The sequence below is a fragment of the Gammaproteobacteria bacterium genome (assembly GCA_032250735.1).
In the GTDB taxonomy this organism is placed as follows: Bacteria; Pseudomonadota; Gammaproteobacteria; order SZUA-152; family SZUA-152; genus SZUA-152.
This window is the reverse complement of record JAVVEP010000020.1, coordinates 38,661-54,763: the sequence shown is the minus strand read 5'-3', so window position 1 is coordinate 54,763 and position 16,103 is coordinate 38,661. Positions and strand designations below refer to the sequence as shown.

13 protein-coding genes are annotated in these 16,103 nt (G+C 56.8%); 5 read left to right on the top strand and 8 right to left on the bottom strand.

Annotation, left to right across the window (positions count from 1 at the left end):
- Positions 1–175 precede the first annotated feature (175 nt).
- Positions 176–1,771, top strand: coding sequence for a tetratricopeptide repeat protein (locus RRB22_11640; protein ID MDT8385058.1), 1,596 nt, complete (start codon positions 176–178; stop codon positions 1,769–1,771).
- A 170-nt stretch (positions 1,772–1,941) separates the two neighbouring features.
- Here RRB22_11640 and RRB22_11635 read toward each other — a convergent pair whose 3' ends face one another.
- Together RRB22_11635 and RRB22_11630 are read right to left on the bottom strand one after the other, a co-directional pair.
- On the bottom strand, positions 1,942–2,205 hold the full coding sequence (locus RRB22_11635; protein MDT8385057.1) for an RNA-binding protein: 264 nt from the start codon (positions 2,203–2,205) through the stop codon (positions 1,942–1,944).
- A 181-nt stretch (positions 2,206–2,386) separates the two neighbouring features.
- The gene (locus RRB22_11630) at positions 2,387–3,721 is read right to left on the bottom strand and encodes a DEAD/DEAH box helicase (GenBank protein MDT8385056.1); all 1,335 of its coding nucleotides are present in this window, start codon (positions 3,719–3,721) and stop codon (positions 2,387–2,389) included.
- Between the two features lie 522 nt (positions 3,722–4,243).
- On the opposite strand from RRB22_11630, the gene RRB22_11625 reads away from it, so the two are divergent.
- Positions 4,244–5,008 carry a glucosaminidase domain-containing protein gene (locus RRB22_11625; GenBank protein MDT8385055.1) on the top strand — a complete coding sequence of 255 codons (765 nt, stop codon included), beginning with the start codon at positions 4,244–4,246 and terminating at the stop codon, positions 5,006–5,008.
- 15 nt (positions 5,009–5,023) lie between these two features.
- On the opposite strand, the gene RRB22_11620 is transcribed toward RRB22_11625, so the two are convergent.
- The 3 genes from RRB22_11620 to RRB22_11610 all read right to left on the bottom strand — a co-directional run bounded on the left by RRB22_11620 (position 5,024) and on the right by RRB22_11610 (position 11,104).
- A complete protein-coding gene (locus tag RRB22_11620) occupies positions 5,024–8,767 on the bottom strand; it encodes a translocation/assembly module TamB domain-containing protein (protein MDT8385054.1) in 3,744 nt (1,247 codons plus the stop codon).
- Positions 8,764–10,494, bottom strand: a complete 1,731-nt coding sequence (locus RRB22_11615) for an autotransporter assembly complex family protein (GenBank protein ID MDT8385053.1) — start codon at positions 10,492–10,494, stop codon at positions 8,764–8,766. The genes RRB22_11620 and RRB22_11615 overlap by 4 nt, the downstream gene beginning before the upstream one ends.
- Before the next feature lie 103 nt (positions 10,495–10,597).
- On the bottom strand, positions 10,598–11,104 hold the full coding sequence (locus RRB22_11610; protein ID MDT8385052.1) for a hypothetical protein: 507 nt from the start codon (positions 11,102–11,104) through the stop codon (positions 10,598–10,600).
- Between the two features lie 526 nt (positions 11,105–11,630).
- Between RRB22_11610 and RRB22_11605 the strand changes: the two genes are divergently transcribed.
- Positions 11,631–13,031 (top strand): MBL fold metallo-hydrolase, encoded by a 1,401-nt coding sequence (locus tag RRB22_11605; protein MDT8385051.1) that lies wholly within the window; start codon positions 11,631–11,633, stop codon positions 13,029–13,031.
- A gap of 30 nt (positions 13,032–13,061) precedes the next feature.
- Entirely contained in the window at positions 13,062–13,964 is a 903-nt protein-coding gene (locus tag RRB22_11600) for a TIGR00730 family Rossman fold protein (GenBank protein ID MDT8385050.1), read from the top strand.
- 16 nt (positions 13,965–13,980) lie between these two features.
- Here RRB22_11600 and RRB22_11595 read toward each other — a convergent pair whose 3' ends face one another.
- The 3 genes from RRB22_11595 to RRB22_11585 form a co-directional block, all read right to left on the bottom strand.
- A complete protein-coding gene (locus tag RRB22_11595) occupies positions 13,981–14,205 on the bottom strand; it encodes a LapA family protein (GenBank protein MDT8385049.1) in 225 nt (74 codons plus the stop codon).
- 63 nt (positions 14,206–14,268) lie between these two features.
- The gene (locus tag RRB22_11590; GenBank protein ID MDT8385048.1) at positions 14,269–14,994 is read right to left on the bottom strand and encodes a transporter; all 726 of its coding nucleotides are present in this window, start codon (positions 14,992–14,994) and stop codon (positions 14,269–14,271) included.
- Positions 14,995–15,038: 44 nt separating this feature from the next.
- Complete coding sequence (locus RRB22_11585) at positions 15,039–15,440, bottom strand: hypothetical protein (GenBank protein MDT8385047.1); 402 nt, start codon at positions 15,438–15,440, stop codon at positions 15,039–15,041.
- A 325-nt stretch (positions 15,441–15,765) separates the two neighbouring features.
- On the opposite strand from RRB22_11585, the gene RRB22_11580 reads away from it, so the two are divergent.
- A complete protein-coding gene (locus RRB22_11580) occupies positions 15,766–16,089 on the top strand; it encodes a hypothetical protein (GenBank protein MDT8385046.1) in 324 nt (107 codons plus the stop codon).
- Positions 16,090–16,103 lie beyond the last annotated feature (14 nt).

Sequence of the window (16,103 nt, the reverse complement as noted above, 5' to 3'; positions counted from 1 at the left end):
CGTTGGGGGCTTTGCCAGAACCAAAACTTACCCACAGATTCTGCTGAAGAGCCAATTTTCTAAATGCAGCATTAAAGTTAGCAGGTTTAGATGACTTGGCCGGGACGGTCTGTTAATGGATTTTATCTGTAATTTCCTTTTCTATACCAAAAAGTAAGATTTTTAGGTCGTTCTAATGTCTCCCATCATCTTTAGCCTACAAAATTCATGGCGTAATGCACGACAACAATGTTGGATCGTATTTTTTACACTGTCTCTGTTGTCATTGACACTGTATTCCCCATCATTTTTCGGTGATTTTATCTGGGATGATACAGAAACATTTTTAAATGATCCGTCAATTCGTGACTCCAGTTATATTTCTTCGTACTTTACGGAGGGCGTGGCTAGCCACCTTGAAAAACAAGGAGTGGCCCATAAAAGCCTTGGCTATTACCGCCCGCTTATCAGGATGCTTCATTTTTTGGAGTATAAAATATTCGGGAAAAATCCGGCGGGTTTTCACGCTGTCAGTATCATTTTAAATTTATTGGTTGTGTTGCTGGCTTTTTTGGTGGTGCGTGAAGTAACCAGAAATTCTTTAGTCGCTTTCATGTCAGCGATGTTCTTTTCGGTTAACCCTAGTCATGTAGAGGCGGTAAGCTGGGCTTATTCAGACTCTTATCTTGTTTTTTCGTTGTTTTGCCTTTTATCATTTTATTTCCATCTTAGAAATAAAATAGTGTGGTCGTTAGTTTCGTTTTCTGCGGCATTACTTGCGCAAGAATCGGCGATACTATTGCCTATCATATTGGTATTTGAGCGATATCTGATAGCAAATAAAAAGACATTTAAGGATTATAATTTTTTAATCCCGTATTTGGTGTTGGTGGTATCATTTCTTGTTTTGCGCTCATTCGCTGTTGGCAGCTTGCCGATCACCAGCATTGGGATTGTGCCATGGTTAAATGCGATATCAACGATACTGGCTACCAGCGTAAAGATATTTTTTGTGCCGGATGCAGCGATAGCGCTTTACCATAACAAGCCTGGAATGTTTGCTGAAATATCAGTCGGACAGAGTTTTATTTATTTTGGCGTAATAGGTCTTGGCTTGGTTGCTGCGTGGCTCTGGAAATACCATCAGGCATGGCTATTTTGGTATGCATGGTTTTTCGTGTGGCTGCTTGTGATGTTCAATGTGGGTGAATTCGCACAATTCTATTTTATGGACAAGATACTTTATTTGGGATCGCTGGGATTCTGTGTGTTGTTAGCAAAGGGACTGTTAAGTTTGCGCGTCAAGGAGAGTGTTTTAGTTTTGATAACGGTCAGTTATGTAGCGCTTTATTTTTCGGTATCAATGTGGCGCGTGTCTTATTTTTTAGATGAGAAAAAATATTTTGAAAAAGCGGTATTATTCTCGCCTGATTTTCCCTTGTTGCGTTATTCCACAGGCATGATGTATCTGGATAGAGAGGAATATAACAAAGCCGAAAAGGAGTTTAATCTGACGGTAAAACTGGATCCAAAGCACTCCTATGCGTATAACAATTTAGGTAACATTATGTATATGCGTAGCGACTTTTCTGGGGCGATCAACTTTTGGCGACGCGCCATTTCTGCTGATCCTACAAACCCACAGCCCTATTACAATATTGGTGCAGCCTATGATCGCCGAGGTGATTTCCAGCAAGCTTTACGCTATTACAAACAATATCTTGTTAAGCAGCCGAATCCACCCGAAAATTTATTAAATCGAATTCAACAAATTAAAAATATTCAGCGCTGAGTTTTTGTTACTATTTTATTGTCACGGCTATCCCGTCAACCTTTACAGTGCCGTAGGGCGTAATAACTGAAAAGGCATTGCGCCGCCAAACTAATCGCGATCACTGTTACTCAGCTCTCAATATTTATCAACGTTTGTGAGGTACATGACTTCGATCTGGTTTTGCCAACTTAGGAATTGTGTTCTGCATCCGGTTTTGTTTCGGCCTTTTTAACGCGGATTTTGTTGCCGTCTACCTCGGTGTAGTTGAGGTTTTTGATGGCGGCTTTGGCCTCGCCCACGTTGGGCATTTCTACAAAGCCAAAACCCTTGGAGCTGCCGGTGGCTTTGTCGGTGACCAGGGTGCAGGACTGTACGCTGCCGTAGGTTTCGAACATGGCGCGTAATTCCGCCTGTTTGGTGATGCGGGCAAGGTTGCGTATTAATAGTTTCATGGGATCACTGTGTTGTAAGGAAATGTTGTGATGAAACGTTGTGATGAGATGTCGCAATAAGGGTGGTGGTAGAAAACGCTGGCTATTCTGCGGGATGCGCTGATGCCAAAGGCCGGGATGATGCTGTTGAATCAGTCATCATCCCGGTATCGCTGACAGCGTTAATTACCGCGTGCTTTTCCTAACGTGAATTTTGCGACCGCTGGCTGGATCGGTTGCTCGGGCGGCTCTGATTGCCCGACGGTCCCTTGGCGTGTGAACGTGGGTTGTTCTGATTCGCGTAGGAGCGATTCCCCGCCGGTTTTTTCGCGCCGCTGGACGGCCTGCCGCGTCCCTGGTTGATGGGCTGGGGCTTGATGCTGAGATCGGGTTTGAAATCATCGAACACGACCTTGGGAATCTCGCGCTTGATAAGGCGCTCGATATCTTTCAGTAGCTTTAGCTCGTCGACACACACCAGCGACATGGCGGTACCTTCATTGCCGGCACGACCGGTGCGACCGATACGGTGCACGTAATCTTCGGCGATGTTGGGCAGTTCAAAGTTCACCACATGCGGTAACTGGTCGATGTCCAGTCCACGTGCGGCAATATCCGTGGCGACCAGGACGCGCACCTTGCCGGTTTTAAAGTCGGCCAGTGCCTTGGTGCGGGCACCCTGACTCTTGTTGCCATGAATGGCGGCGGCGGTGATGCCGTCGGCGTTCAGCTGCGTCGCCAGATGATTGGCGCCATGCTTGGTGCGATTAAAGACCAGCACCTGTCGCCAGTCGTTGGAACCCACCAGGTAGGAAAGCAGTTCACGTTTGCGATTCTTGTCCACCGGATGCACCACCTGGGTGATATTTTCCGCAGCGGTATTGCGCTGTGCGACCTCGATCAGCACCGGCGTCTTCAGCAGATCGTTGGCCAGATGTTTGATCTCGTCGGAGAAGGTGGCGGAGAAAAACAGGGTCTGTTTCTGTTTGGGTAGCAGGGCGAGCAGTTTGCGGATATCACGGATAAAACCCATGTCGAGCATGCGATCGGCCTCGTCCAGCACCAGGATCTCTACCTGCGACAGGTCGATGGTTTTCTGGCCGACATGATCCAGCAGACGCCCCGGTGTTGCGACCAGGATGTCGATGCCGTCACGCAGCTGTTTAATCTGTGGGTTGATGCTGACGCCACCAAAGATCACGCTGGATTTCAGCGGCAGGTATTTACCGTAGGTGTGCACACTTTCGGCAACCTGTGCGGCCAGTTCGCGGGTCGGGGTCAGCACCAGGGCGCGGATGTGGCGACGGGCCTTTTTCTGATCACCAGCCGCCGACTTGTCTGATGACATGAGCCGCTGTAACAGCGGCAGGGTGAAGCCGGCGGTTTTGCCGGTGCCGGTTTGTGCGCCACCCATGATGTCGCGGCCTTCCAGAATAGAGGGAATGGCCTGTTGCTGTATGGGGGTGGGGGAGCTATAGCCTTTTTCGGATACAGCACGGAGTAATTCAGCCCGAAGGCCGAGGGATTCAAATGACATGTTTGGATGATCTCCAGAGATCGGCCTACCCAATACACATGGTTTGGGTCGGTCTAGGCGGAAACTTGCTAGTAGGTTACGTGGTAAAACAGAATGGATTATCACGTTCAAAACAGGCGCAGACCGAAGTGCGCCAGAAGTTGTGGGCGGAGTATAGCAGAGAATCTATTGGAAGGGTGAGCAATGTTTTAATTCCAGCCTTGATCCCGTCGGCCGTGGCCAGTCAGCGACAGGCGCCGGCCAGACCCCCTTCGATTGCACCCACGATTGCACCCAGGATTAAACCCTTTATTGCACCCCTTTAATCACTTTCTGCGTACTGCGGGCCTGACGGCCGTTACTACCGTTGGCATCCTGACTATTTCGGTTCTGGCGGCGACAGTGACGGTGATGTGATCCTGTAACGACCACGATCCTGTATAGTGACGTGCGCCTTTTGAACAAGGGGCGCTGCTGAAAGCGTATGATTTTTTAATAGTTAAGAATAGTAAGAAGAGTTAAGGGTAGTCAGAAGAGGCAGTAATGACAGTAAACAACACGGCCGTGTTGACCGCCGCCGGTCTGCTATGCGCCGTCGCCGGATTGACGTACTGGATGGCTCCCTCGGCGACGCCTGACTTTAGTGAGTTTCCCGCCGGCCCGGAGCGTAAGGCGGCCTTTTTTGGCTATCTGGCGCCGTTGATTGAAGAGAAAAACGACGAGATCCGCGCCACCCGGCAGGATCTGCTGGCGTGGAATGAACACCGGCAGTCCATCAGCTGGTGGGATGCGCGACAGATTCGTCACATTGCGAAAGACTATCGCATGGACGGTTTTGATCTGGGCAGTGATGCTGACTGGCAGACCCTGCTGCGCCGGGTCGATGCGGTGCCAGCCTCGCTGGCCCTGGCGCAGGCGGCCAATGAGAGCGCCTGGGGGACGTCCCGTTTCTCGCAACAGGGGTTCAATTATTACGGGCAGTGGTGTTTCGAGGACGGCTGCGGGATGGTGCCTGAGCTGCGGGGTCCGGGAAAAAACCATGAGGTCGCGACGTTTGATTCGCCCGCGGACTCCGTTGCGAGTTATATCGATAATCTGAACACGCATGATGCCTATCACGAGCTACGCACCCTGCGTAGCACCCTGGCGGCCACGCAACAGCCGGTGACGGGTATCGCCCTGGCCGCCGGGCTGGAGAATTATTCCGAACGCGGCGCCGCATACATTGAAGAGCTGCGCGCCATGATCCTGAGTAACGAGCTGGCGCACTATGATACCCCGCAGCCTCACTACGACACCCTGAATTAATCCTGAATCCCTGGTTTAACGCTCGATGGTGAACAAGATATCGGCGCCCTGGTATTCACCACTTTCCCCCTTGAGTTGCCAGTGCTCCGAGATCTGATAGCGCAGGGTGAGGGTGTTGAAGGCCTCGATCAGGCCGACGCCGTAGCTGACGTAGAGTCTGGGGGAGAGGTAGCGCCCCATCACCAGCGATGCCTGATCACCGCCTTCGCTGCTCTCGACGCGCATTTCATCCAGCCCGAACTGGTCCGTGAGGGCGCGCGCCAGCGAGTTGCCGCTACTTAGGCCAAGCGCCAGCGCCGCCTTGGCCATCATGCTGCCTTCTTCACCGGAGGCGTTTTCGATGGGCCGGCCCAGTATCAGGTAGGAGAGGGCGTCGGTCTGTCCCATGGCGGGGATCGTAAACAGTTCGATCTGTGGCTGTTTGAGGCTGCCCCTGGCGTACAGTCCCGCGGTGACCTCGCCGACCTGGCGCACGGCGCGCAGGTCGAGGCCGGGGTTACCGAGCGGCCCGCCGGTATAGAGCAGGCGGCCGTTCTCGATCTCCAGGCGTTGTCCATAGGCGCGATAGCGGCCCTCGGGAATGGTGATCTCCCCCGTGCCCCGGGTCAGCTGGCCGGGCTCGTCTTCCAGTAGCAGGCTGCCACCCAGGCGGCCTTCAAAGCCGAAACCATAAAACGTGACCCGCTCCCCCAGCGTCAGCCGCACGCGGGTGGTGATGGACCACTTTTCCGCCGCGCCCGGCTCCTGGCCGATGATCACCACGTCCTCGGATACCCGCGCCGCGGTGGACAGGTCTTTCGGCTGTAACCGGGCGAAGGGGATGTGGACCTTGCCCTTGATGTCGATGGTCCGGTCCTGCAGGGTGAGCTGGAGATCCGGGGTAATCAGCACGCGGGCCTCGGGGATGCGGGCCACCTCGAAGGCCTCGCCCTTGATGTCGATGTCGGTGGGCCAGCCCGCCTTGGGGTCGAGCCGGGTCTGTCCCTGCACCGCCAGCGTGCCGTCGCCGGACCGGGCGCCTAGCGTGTAGTGCAGTGTTTCGGCATTGTCGATCTCGGCCTGTAACTTGATGCGCTCGATGTGCAGGCCCAGCCGCGGGATCCGGAATTCACTGTTGTTGAGACTCGCCTGACCGCTGAAGCGGGGCCGGGCGAGGGTGCCGTCGGCCGCGAGGTTCAGGTCCACTTCACCCTGGAGACCCTGCACCTCGGGGATCAGGACCTCGACCAGGCCCAGGTCGCGGAGCGTGAGCCGGGCCTCGGCGTGCAGGGGCTGGCGCTGGCGATCCAGCGTTAGCAGCTGGGCGCCGGGTAATTCCGCGCTGAGCCTGAGCTGTTCGCCGGTGCGCATATCGAGTGACGCCCTGGCATTGATGTCCTTGTCGGTGAGGAAGATCGCCATGGACCCCTGCCGATATTCCCAGCGGTCGCGCTCGCCTTCCAGCAGCGGATAGGTGACCGCCCCCGGCGGCAGCTCGATAGTGGCCTCGCCCCGCACGCCGTCGGCCTGTAGGTCGAGGCGGGCGTGGGCATTGGCGGTGCCTTCCAGGCCCAGGTTCTCCGGCAGCCAGGGAGATAACAGCCCCAGCGGCAGCTGGCGGGCGTCGAGCCTGGCCTGCCAGAGATCACCGCTGCGCTGTAGCGCCAGGCACAGCTCGCTGTCCTGGCTCTGCCAGCAGAGGGGGGGCGCTTTGAGGGTATCGGCGCGAAGCTGAAGCTCGACGGGTGCCTTGAGTCGCCAGTCCTGAAAGCGCGAGCTGTTGAGTTCGGCCCGGGCGATCCGTCCCTGCCAGCCCTGGTCATCGATCCGGCCCTGTAATTCGATTACGGCGCTGAGGTCGTCGGCCGCCACCTCTGCGCTGATCCCCTGTTGGGTGCTGACGATGCTTAGCGATTGCAGGGCAATGCCTTTCAGCATCAGGTCTTTGGCGGCGAGGTTGATGTCGAGCTTTTGCCACTGGAACATATCTATAGTTAGCGCGCCATCGAGACTGCCGATCTGGTATTCCCGAAGACTGAGCGTCTGGCCCTTGAGCGTGGCCTGCAGGGTCGGCGTGGCGCGGGGGCCGGTCAGGGCCCCCTGGGCCTGGAGCTGGCCCAGGGCCTGTGGATAGAGCGCGGCCAGATCGGTGGCGGCGATGGACCAGTCCAGTTGCAGACGCTCGCCGATGCGGCCCTCGGCCTTGATCCGGGCGCTGCCGGAGCGCAGGTCGAGCCGCTCAATATCGAGCCCCGCGTCACGCCAGCCTACACGGCTGCGCAGTGACACAGGATAGCCGCGCAGCTTGCCGGACAGTTCGGTGATGTCGGCGTCGGCGATCAGTTGGCCCTGTTCCAGCCGGCCCGTGCTGGTGAGCGTGGCGCCGAGCCGGCCGGACCACTCCGCGCCCAACGGTAAATAGCTGGCGGGATTGATGTCGCGGATGCTCGCCTGTGCCTGCCAGTGCAGTTGCGGTGACCAGTTGAGCTGTCCCTTGATCGTGGTTTCACCGTCCAGCGCGGTGATGCGCAGGGAGTCAAAGCGCAGCCCGTCGAGGTTGCCCGCGGCGCTGGCATACCAGAAGGAGGGCGGGGCCTGCGGCCAGAGTCTGTCCGTCGCCAGGCCCACGCGGTACTGTGCCAGGCTGCCCTCGATCCAGCCGCTGCCCACGGCGCTATCGAACCAGGCGCCGGTTTTGAGTGGCCAGCGCAGGTGTTGCCAGCTCAGGGCCAGGGCGACCTCGCCGCCGTCGGCGCCGGGCCGCCAGTCGCCACGGGCCTGCAGGCGGGTGTCGCGCTCCGGGGCATGCAGCAGCAGCTGCTCGATCTCGATGCGGTTGTCGGGGCGGCGATGCAGGCGGAAATCGCCCGTCACCGGGCCGAGTTCCGGGTAGCGACCTGCCAGGCTGCCGGTGAGGCTGGCCGTGCTGAGGTCGCCCTCGCCGGTGAGCGCAAGACTGCCGGTGGCGGCGGGCCAGCCCGTCCCCAGTTTTGCCATATCGAAGGCGCTGATATCGGCGCGGGCCTGCCAGGTGGGGCTATCCAGCAGGGCCCGGAGCTGCGCGTCGAGGTCGAGTTGCACGGCGGCTCCTGTCAGCTGCTGTTGTAGCCGGGTCATCGTCAGGTCACCGTTGAGTGGGCCGTCACCGGTGATCACCGCACCCGAGGGCAGGCGGGCCTGCCAGTCGAGCTGGAGTTGATGGGCATAGTCCCCGGCCAGCTCGATGTCGCCCGCAATCGTGAGGTGGAAGGTCTCGGCCTGAATGCGCAGTTCGTCGATGCTGAGCTGGCTGAAGAGGCTGCTCGCCCTGAGCCGAATCTGTTCCAGGCCGAGGGTCTTGCCGTTCTGGTCGAGGCTGATCTCGTCGATCTGCACCTCGTTCAGGGCCACCCGCCAGGGCAGGCGGATCTCCGGCAGGGACAGAGGCCGCTTCGGCTCTGCTGGGGCGGGCGTGGCTGTGGGCGGCAAAACGATGTGCAGGCCGCGCACCTGCAGGCGGCTGATGTTGACGTTGGCGGTGAGCAGGGTGGCGGGCAGCCACTCCAGGCGGATCTGCTCGGCGCTGACGCGCGTGCCGTCCTGTGTATAGTCCAGCCCCTGAATAGTGATCGGCCCCAGCAGCTGACCCTCCAGGCTGTCCAGGCTCAGCTCACCGGGGAGGTACGACTGCCCGTAGTGGTAGGCCCAGCGCAGGCCGCTCTGGGTCATCAGCAGCCAGACCAGGCCGAGAAGGGGGATCAACAACAGGCCGGCGATGCCGATGCGCAGCAGGCGTTTCATAGATCCGGGCCGATGTTGATGTGCAGACGCCAGGGCTGGCCGTCCTTGCTGATGGCGCTGGCCAGGTCGATGCGCACCGGTCCCACCGGTGACTGCCAGCGCATACCGAAGCCCGCGCCCCTTTCCAGTTTTTCGGCGATGTCGTCGATGGCGTTGCCGGCGTCATAGAACAGGGCAACCCCCCACTTGCCGCCGAGCCGGCGTTCGAACTCGACGCTGCCGACCATGAGATTTTTGCCACCCACCACCTCGCCGGCGCTGTCCACCGGGCCCAGCGACTGGTAGGCATAGCCGCGCACGCTCTGGGCGCCACCGGCGAAGAAACGCACCGATGGGGGCAGCTGGTGAAATTCCTGGGTATAGGTGCTCCCCAGTCTGCCGCGGAGGATTATGCGGTTGCGCTGTCCCAGCGAATAGATGGTCTTGACGCCCCCCTGCAGCTGGGCGAAATCGGTGTCGGACAGCAGCTCCTGGCTGGCGCCGCGCAGGCCGATGTCAAACCGCAGCCCGTCCAGGGTATAGATAAAGCTTTGGCCCCAGGTGCGGCTCCAGTTGACGCCGGGAATGAACAGGGTGGAGGTGCCACGGTCACCGGCGACCTCGAACTCCTCGCGCTGATAATTGAGGGAGACGGATTCGCGCCACTCGCCGCGTCCGCGATTGATACTGGCGCCGATGGTGCGCAGGGTGCTGTCGCTGCTATCGGTCTTTTCGTTGACGATGCCCGCGCTGTACACCAGCTGGTCGGTACGGGGATTGAGGATCGGCACGCGGTACTGGGCGCCGAGGCTGTAGCCGATCTCCGAGATCCGGACCTCGGTGTTGAGGCGGTGTCCCCGCCGGTTAAGGCGCGGTTTTTCCCAGCCGAATTTGGCGCGGGCGCCGGTATCGGTGCCGTACCCGAGACCCATGCTGTAGCGATTCGGCTTGCGCGGGGTGAGCATCACATTGATGGGGATCTCGGTGCTGTCTTCCTGGGGTTTGGCGGGCGAGACCTCGATCGTCTGAAAATAGTCGCTGTTATTGAGTGCATGTTGCAGGCTGATCATCTCATCGAGGGAATAGGGATCACCCTGTTTGAAGGTGATGTAGCGCCGCAACAGGCGGTCATCGAGTACCTCCTGCTGTAACGACACCTCGCCAAAACGGTAGCGGGGGCCGCCGTCATAGTGGACATAAATGCGGGCCTCGTAGGCGTCGAGGTCAACCTCCACCCGGTGTTCCACAAACCGCGACTTGAAATAGCCGCGCTCCGCGGCCAGTCGGGCCAGGTTGGCCTTGAACTCTTCATAGTCAAGGTGGTTGAACACGCGGCCCTTGCGCAGCGGCGGCTTGCGCAACAGGGCCTGAAACTCGGGATCCCCGGCCATCTCCTCGCTGATAACGATGTTGACCTCGCCAATGGGCAGGGGCGGGCCCGCGTCGATGACATAGCGGGCCTGCCATTCATCCGTCGCCACCTGGGTCAGCTCCGCCTGAATGACGGGGCGATAATAGCCGAAGGGTTGCAGGGCGTTGCCGATCTCCTCGGGCGCCTTTTTGTGCAGGCGCTGCAGGCGACCCTCCGACAGCAAGGGGTCTGCCCGGTGCTGCACGACACTCAGGAACAGACGCACATTCTCTTCCAGCCGCGCGTCGATGCCGCTGATGGTGACGTTGACATTGAGCTGCGCAAAGGGTGCCGCGGAATAGGCGCAGGCCAATAGCGCCAGCAGCATTCTTTGCATGTGATACATCATCGTTGCCTGCTACGTAAGCTCAGAGTGAGACTGACGGTTTGCGTTTAACATCTTCAAGCGGGCGTCAATGTGGCGGCCGTTTCGCTTCGATTTACCGTGTGCCACCGAGTTCCTGAAGTTTGGCCCGATAGGTCATGTCCTTACCGAAGCCAAACGATGCCTCGCCATTGTCCTTGGCGGGAAGGTGGTAGGTCTGGGTCGTGGTGGTCACCCGTGGGGATAATTCCTCACACGCTTCCGCCGACAAGGCGCGGATTTCCGCCAGGCGCGGTTGCACGACCCTGTGCAGCACCGCGAGCTCGATGGTCTCCCCCAGCAGCTGGTGGGTGACACTCACGCCGGTGAAATACTCCACGCTGGTATATACCTTTTCCATTTTGCCGGAGGCTGTCCGTTGACAGCTCAACTGGAGAAAACTGCGTTGAATGCCTTTGTTCCAGGTATATTGTTTTTGCGACACAATCGCCTTGCCCCGCTCAATGAGTTTATCCCCCTGCAGCAGTTCAAAGTCCATCAGGAAGCGATCCGCCGCGTGGGCGCTGACCGTGGTGGCGAAGAGGGCTGCCAGCAGTAAAAATCGTAAACTCAATGTGGTCATCTCCCTGTTTCCATTATCCGTTCCCGCTATTATTGCCAGTATTGTTGAAAAAACATTAAAAATTATAGTCGTGTTATCCGCTTGTCGCATACCCGCGCTGGGGCCGGGACACCCTCTGCCGAGGTGCCGCTACGATAACACGCCGGCAGGCAATCCAGACAGTCAGGTAGGGTGGGCAGGTTTTTGTGCCCACGCGGCCTCGGTGAGCGGATTGCCGAAAATGATAACGAGGTATGGTGTAGGGAATTCGGGTGATGCTGTATGGGAACACGAAAAATGATTGTGGATGTTTCCGCGTGGGCACAAAAACGTGCCCACCCTTGGCTGTGGTTACGTCCCGGTGTTTATGTGGCGATCGCTACTTTTGGTGACAGGTTATGCGGGTGTTATTGTGTAGGCGTGTAGGCGGCGTTATGGATTGGAACCTGTATACTCTAAATAAGTCAGCTAGGGTGGGCACAAAAAACGTGCCCACCCTACCTGGCTCAAACAATAACGGTCGGCAAAAAATAATGCGGAGAATACGATGGCAACGTTAACGTTTTATGGGGCAGTCCGGGGGGTGACCGGGTCCGCGTATCTGCTGCAGACTGAGCACGCCACCGTACTGCTGGAATGCGGACTGATTCAGGGAAGTCGTGAAGAGGAAAAAGGCAACAAGCAGCCGTTCCCCTTCAATCTGCAAGAACTGGATGCGATGGTGTTGTCGCATGCGCATCTGGATCACTCGGGACGCATACCCAAACTTGTCGCGGACGGTTACCGTGGTCCCATCTATATGACCTATCCGACGCATGAGTTGTTGGTGATCATGCTCAAGGATGCCGCGTCACTGGCGGAACGGGATGTGGAGTGGGAGAACAAACACCGTCGTCGTGCGGGTAAAAAGGAGCTGGCGCCGTTATATACCCTGGAAGACGTGGAGGACGCACTGACCCTTGTTCATGATATCGACTATGGCCAGCGCCAGGAGGTCGCGGAAGGCGTCGAGATCTGTTATCGCGATGCCGGCCATATCCTGGGTTCCGCCATTGTGGAGATCTTTATTACCGAGGCCGGGGTGAAGAAAAAACTGGTGTTCTCCGGCGACCTTGGCAACAGTTGCGCGGCCTTGCTGCGCGATCCGGAGGTGGTCACTGAGGCGGATGTGCTGTTGCTCGAATCCACCTATGGTGATCGGGAACACCGCTCCATGGAGGAGACGCTGGCGGAGTTCGCGGAGATTATTGCCACGGCCTCGGAAACCGGCGGCAATATCCTGATTCCGTCCTTTGCGGTCGGACGTACCCAGGAGATCATTTTTCATCTCGGCGAACTGTATCAGGCGGGCAAGCTGAATCATCAGGCGGTGTATCTGGATAGCCCGATGGCCATTGCCGCCACCGAGGTGTATCACCGTTTTCAGAATGTCTTTAATCGTGAAGACAAGGCGACGCTGAAACAGGGAAAAACCGGCAGCCTGCACAGCTTCCTGCCGGTGTTGCGCTACTCACGTTCCACCAATGAATCGATGGCCCTTAACCGGATTGAGAAGGGCGCCATCATCATTGCCGGCAGCGGTATGTGTAACGGTGGTCGCATCCGACATCATTTCAAACACAATCTGTGGCGACGAAACGCCCATGTGATTTTTGTCGGTTACCAGGCGATCGGCACACCGGGCCGCGCCCTGGTGGATGGCGCAAAAACTTTCAAGGTGGGTGCGGAAACCATCGCCGTCAAGGCCACTCTGCATACCATCGGTGGATTTTCCGCCCACGCCAGTCAGTCGCAGTTGCTGGCCTGGGCAAATCATATGCAGGCCTCGAATCCGCGGCTCTACCTGGTGCATGGTGACCCAGAGGCAAAGACGGCGCTGCGCGACTTTTTTGCCAAACAGGGCTGGGCGGCCACGATACCATCGCATGGCGAGTCTATCTCGATCTAGATCTAGATCTAGATCAGAGGGAAGTCTTTGATGAAAAAACCCGAGCTGCCCAACAAGGTGTTCCCGTCCGCGAAAGACGATGTCAGTGTCTCCCGCCGGGTGCCGGACACGCCGCAGACCCGTTCATCGGCCTACCGCCTGGCCTATGCCGATAAACAGTTTTTGCTGCGGGATGAGCTGCGCCCGGTGCGCCTGCAGCTGGAGCTGCTCAAACCCGAACTGCTGCAACATGAGCATGGCATCCATTCAACCGTGGTTATCTTTGGCAGTACCCGCATTCCCGAGCGTAAGCTGGCCATAGAGCGCCTGCAGCAGGCGGAGGCCTTGGTATTGGCGAATCCAACGGATCCGGCACTGACCCGGCAAGTAAAAATCGCCGCATCGATACTCGACAAGGTGCGCTACTACGACGAGGCCCGTTTGCTGGCGCGTATGATTACCGAAAGATCGCAGCAGGATGAGAACTGTGAGCTGGTGATCATCACGGGTGGTGGGCCCGGCATCATGGAGGCGGCCAACCGGGGCGCGGATGATGTCGGCGGCAAGAGCATCGGCCTGAATATCGTCCTGCCCATGGAACAGTGCCCCAATCCTTACATCACGCCGAATCTCAGTTTCCAGTTTCATTATTTTGCCATTCGTAAAATGCATTTTCTGATGCGCGCCAAGGCGTTGGTCGCCTTTCCCGGCGGCCTGGGCACACTCGATGAACTTTTTGAAACCCTCACCCTGATTCAGACCCAAAAGGTCAAGCCGGTGCCGGTGTTGCTGTTTGGCCGGGAATACTGGCAGCGCATCATCAATTTCGATGCGTTGGTGGAGGAGGGAACGATAGACCCGGAAAACCTGGATCTGTTTCAGTATGTCGAGACCGCGAAGGAGGCCTGGGCCGCTATCCGGTATTTTTATTACGCGGATCAGGGGGCCGATTAGCGTCAGCGACTGATCGTCAGCTGTGCTCGTTAGACGTGATTGGTTTTTGGCCGAAATGGCTACCGAGAATCCAGCCAATGGCGATGCCGATCGCCAGGACGAAAAAGATCATCAGCGAGCGCGACATGGTGAGGGTCCAGAATAGCCAGCGGATTTCGACCACGACCGCATTCTGTACGATGAAAATGACAACCAGCAATAGCAGCGCCAGACCGATATAGATTTTGTGGTTGATGTTCATGCGATCGTCATGCCCATGTATTAAATATCTGTCGGTTCCCACGCATGCTGAATGACGTGAGCGCTAGAACCAGTTCACGATGCCGACACTGATCCCATAGTCGAGGCTGGATTCATTCAGGCCTGCTATGCCTTCCAGCGTGAGGAACCGGCTGCGTTGTATCTGATAAAGAAGACCACCATTCAACTCCAGGGGATCGTCGCTGGTATCGAGCATCTGCTGTCGGCCCTCCAGTCCGCCATAGACATACCAGTTATCAAACTGTCGGGATAAACTGATCCCATATACGAGGATGTCGTCATAGGACCTTGTGCGGGAATCGCCCGTGACAATATAACCCCCCATCAAGGTGAGATTCATGACCTTATAATGCTGCGTATAATTCAGAAAACCACCCAGATCGGCTTCACCCGTGCTGAGTCCTTTGGATTCATCGCCGGTTGGCAGTTTTAGTGCAAGTGAGACGTAAAGGCTGTCTTTAGCGGCGTTATTTTTGTCGAACATGATGCCACCACGCAACACAACATCACCCAATGCCGAATCATCCCCGAACTCGTCACTGAGAAACAGGTATGAGGCCGTTATGCTGTGATCATAACGACCCGATACCTGGCCATAGGCAAGTTGCAGACGATACATATCGGCGACTTCGTTGGTGTCGAATTCGCCGCGACTCTTGCCGGCACTAAACTCCAGATAGCGTTCTGTCGTGGCCACCGTGACGGGTGTGGCGCCGCAGAATACCACTGCCGCGATAAGGGCCGCATACGCAGAATATGTTCTGTTCATGTCAGGCTATTCGTCACAAGGCACGTCAGCAACAGTATCACTTATTACTGGTTTTTCTGTTCCATGTTGCGGATCATGTTGCTGATCCTGTTCATATGGAGTTCCATCTCCTGCACCATGCTTTCCTCCACCTTACCCTGTTCCATGTGTTGCGCCATGTTGTGCATGGCCTGCGAAAGCTGTTCCATCACCTGTGACATTTCCCGGGTCCGGGTCTGATCCATGTTCTCGGTCTGATCCATGATACGGTTCATGTCCCGTGTCATTGTGTTCATCTGCTGCATAATCCGAGACATGTTATGCATCATGTCGCGGCTCATCATATGCGTGGCTTGCGAAGTCCCCATCTGACCACCGGATGCGCCGGCATCTCTGTTGTGCATGTCGGCGTATGCGAAGAAGGGGATAGCCAAAAGTAATAAAATAATACTGATCTTCCTGTTCATGGTGTCACTCCTGTGGATTGTATTGAAAAAGTAAATCGGTAATGGTCCCAATTACGCCGTAAGTATAGACGTTTAAAGCGTAAGCAAGGATTCTGAAAAAAATCTAACCTGCGAAGTCGAAGGGATAAGAAAATTGCCTATGCAATCGGCTGATATCCCGAGGTAGGTAAAATTACTCATCCCCACCAAATTGACTAAATCGATAACTATACTGAAATGGTATCGGTTGGATTGATGCAGGCGGGATCTGCCTGCACACGTGCGACAATGCGCAACAACTCGTGACGATTGGATTATCGATTAGTAACATAATGAGGATCTGTCCATGGAAAATAAACGATTCATCACAGCCGCCCTGGCGGCGGCACTGTTTCTCACCGCCATCCCTGCATACTCCGCCGATGAAGAGCCCATCTACGGCAGTCAGCTCATGACCCAGCAGGAGAGGATCGAGCACCGGGAGCGCCTGCGTAGCGCTCAATCCGCAGAGGAACGCGAAAAGATTCGCAATGAACACCACAAGCGGATGCAGGAACGCGCCAAGGCTGCGGGCAAGTCGCTGCCAGACGAACCGCCGAAAAATGGTGGCTTTATGCAACCCGGTGGCAAGGGTTCTGCTGGTGGCGGTGGCGGTGGCGGCGGTCGATAGACGATTGTTCCGGC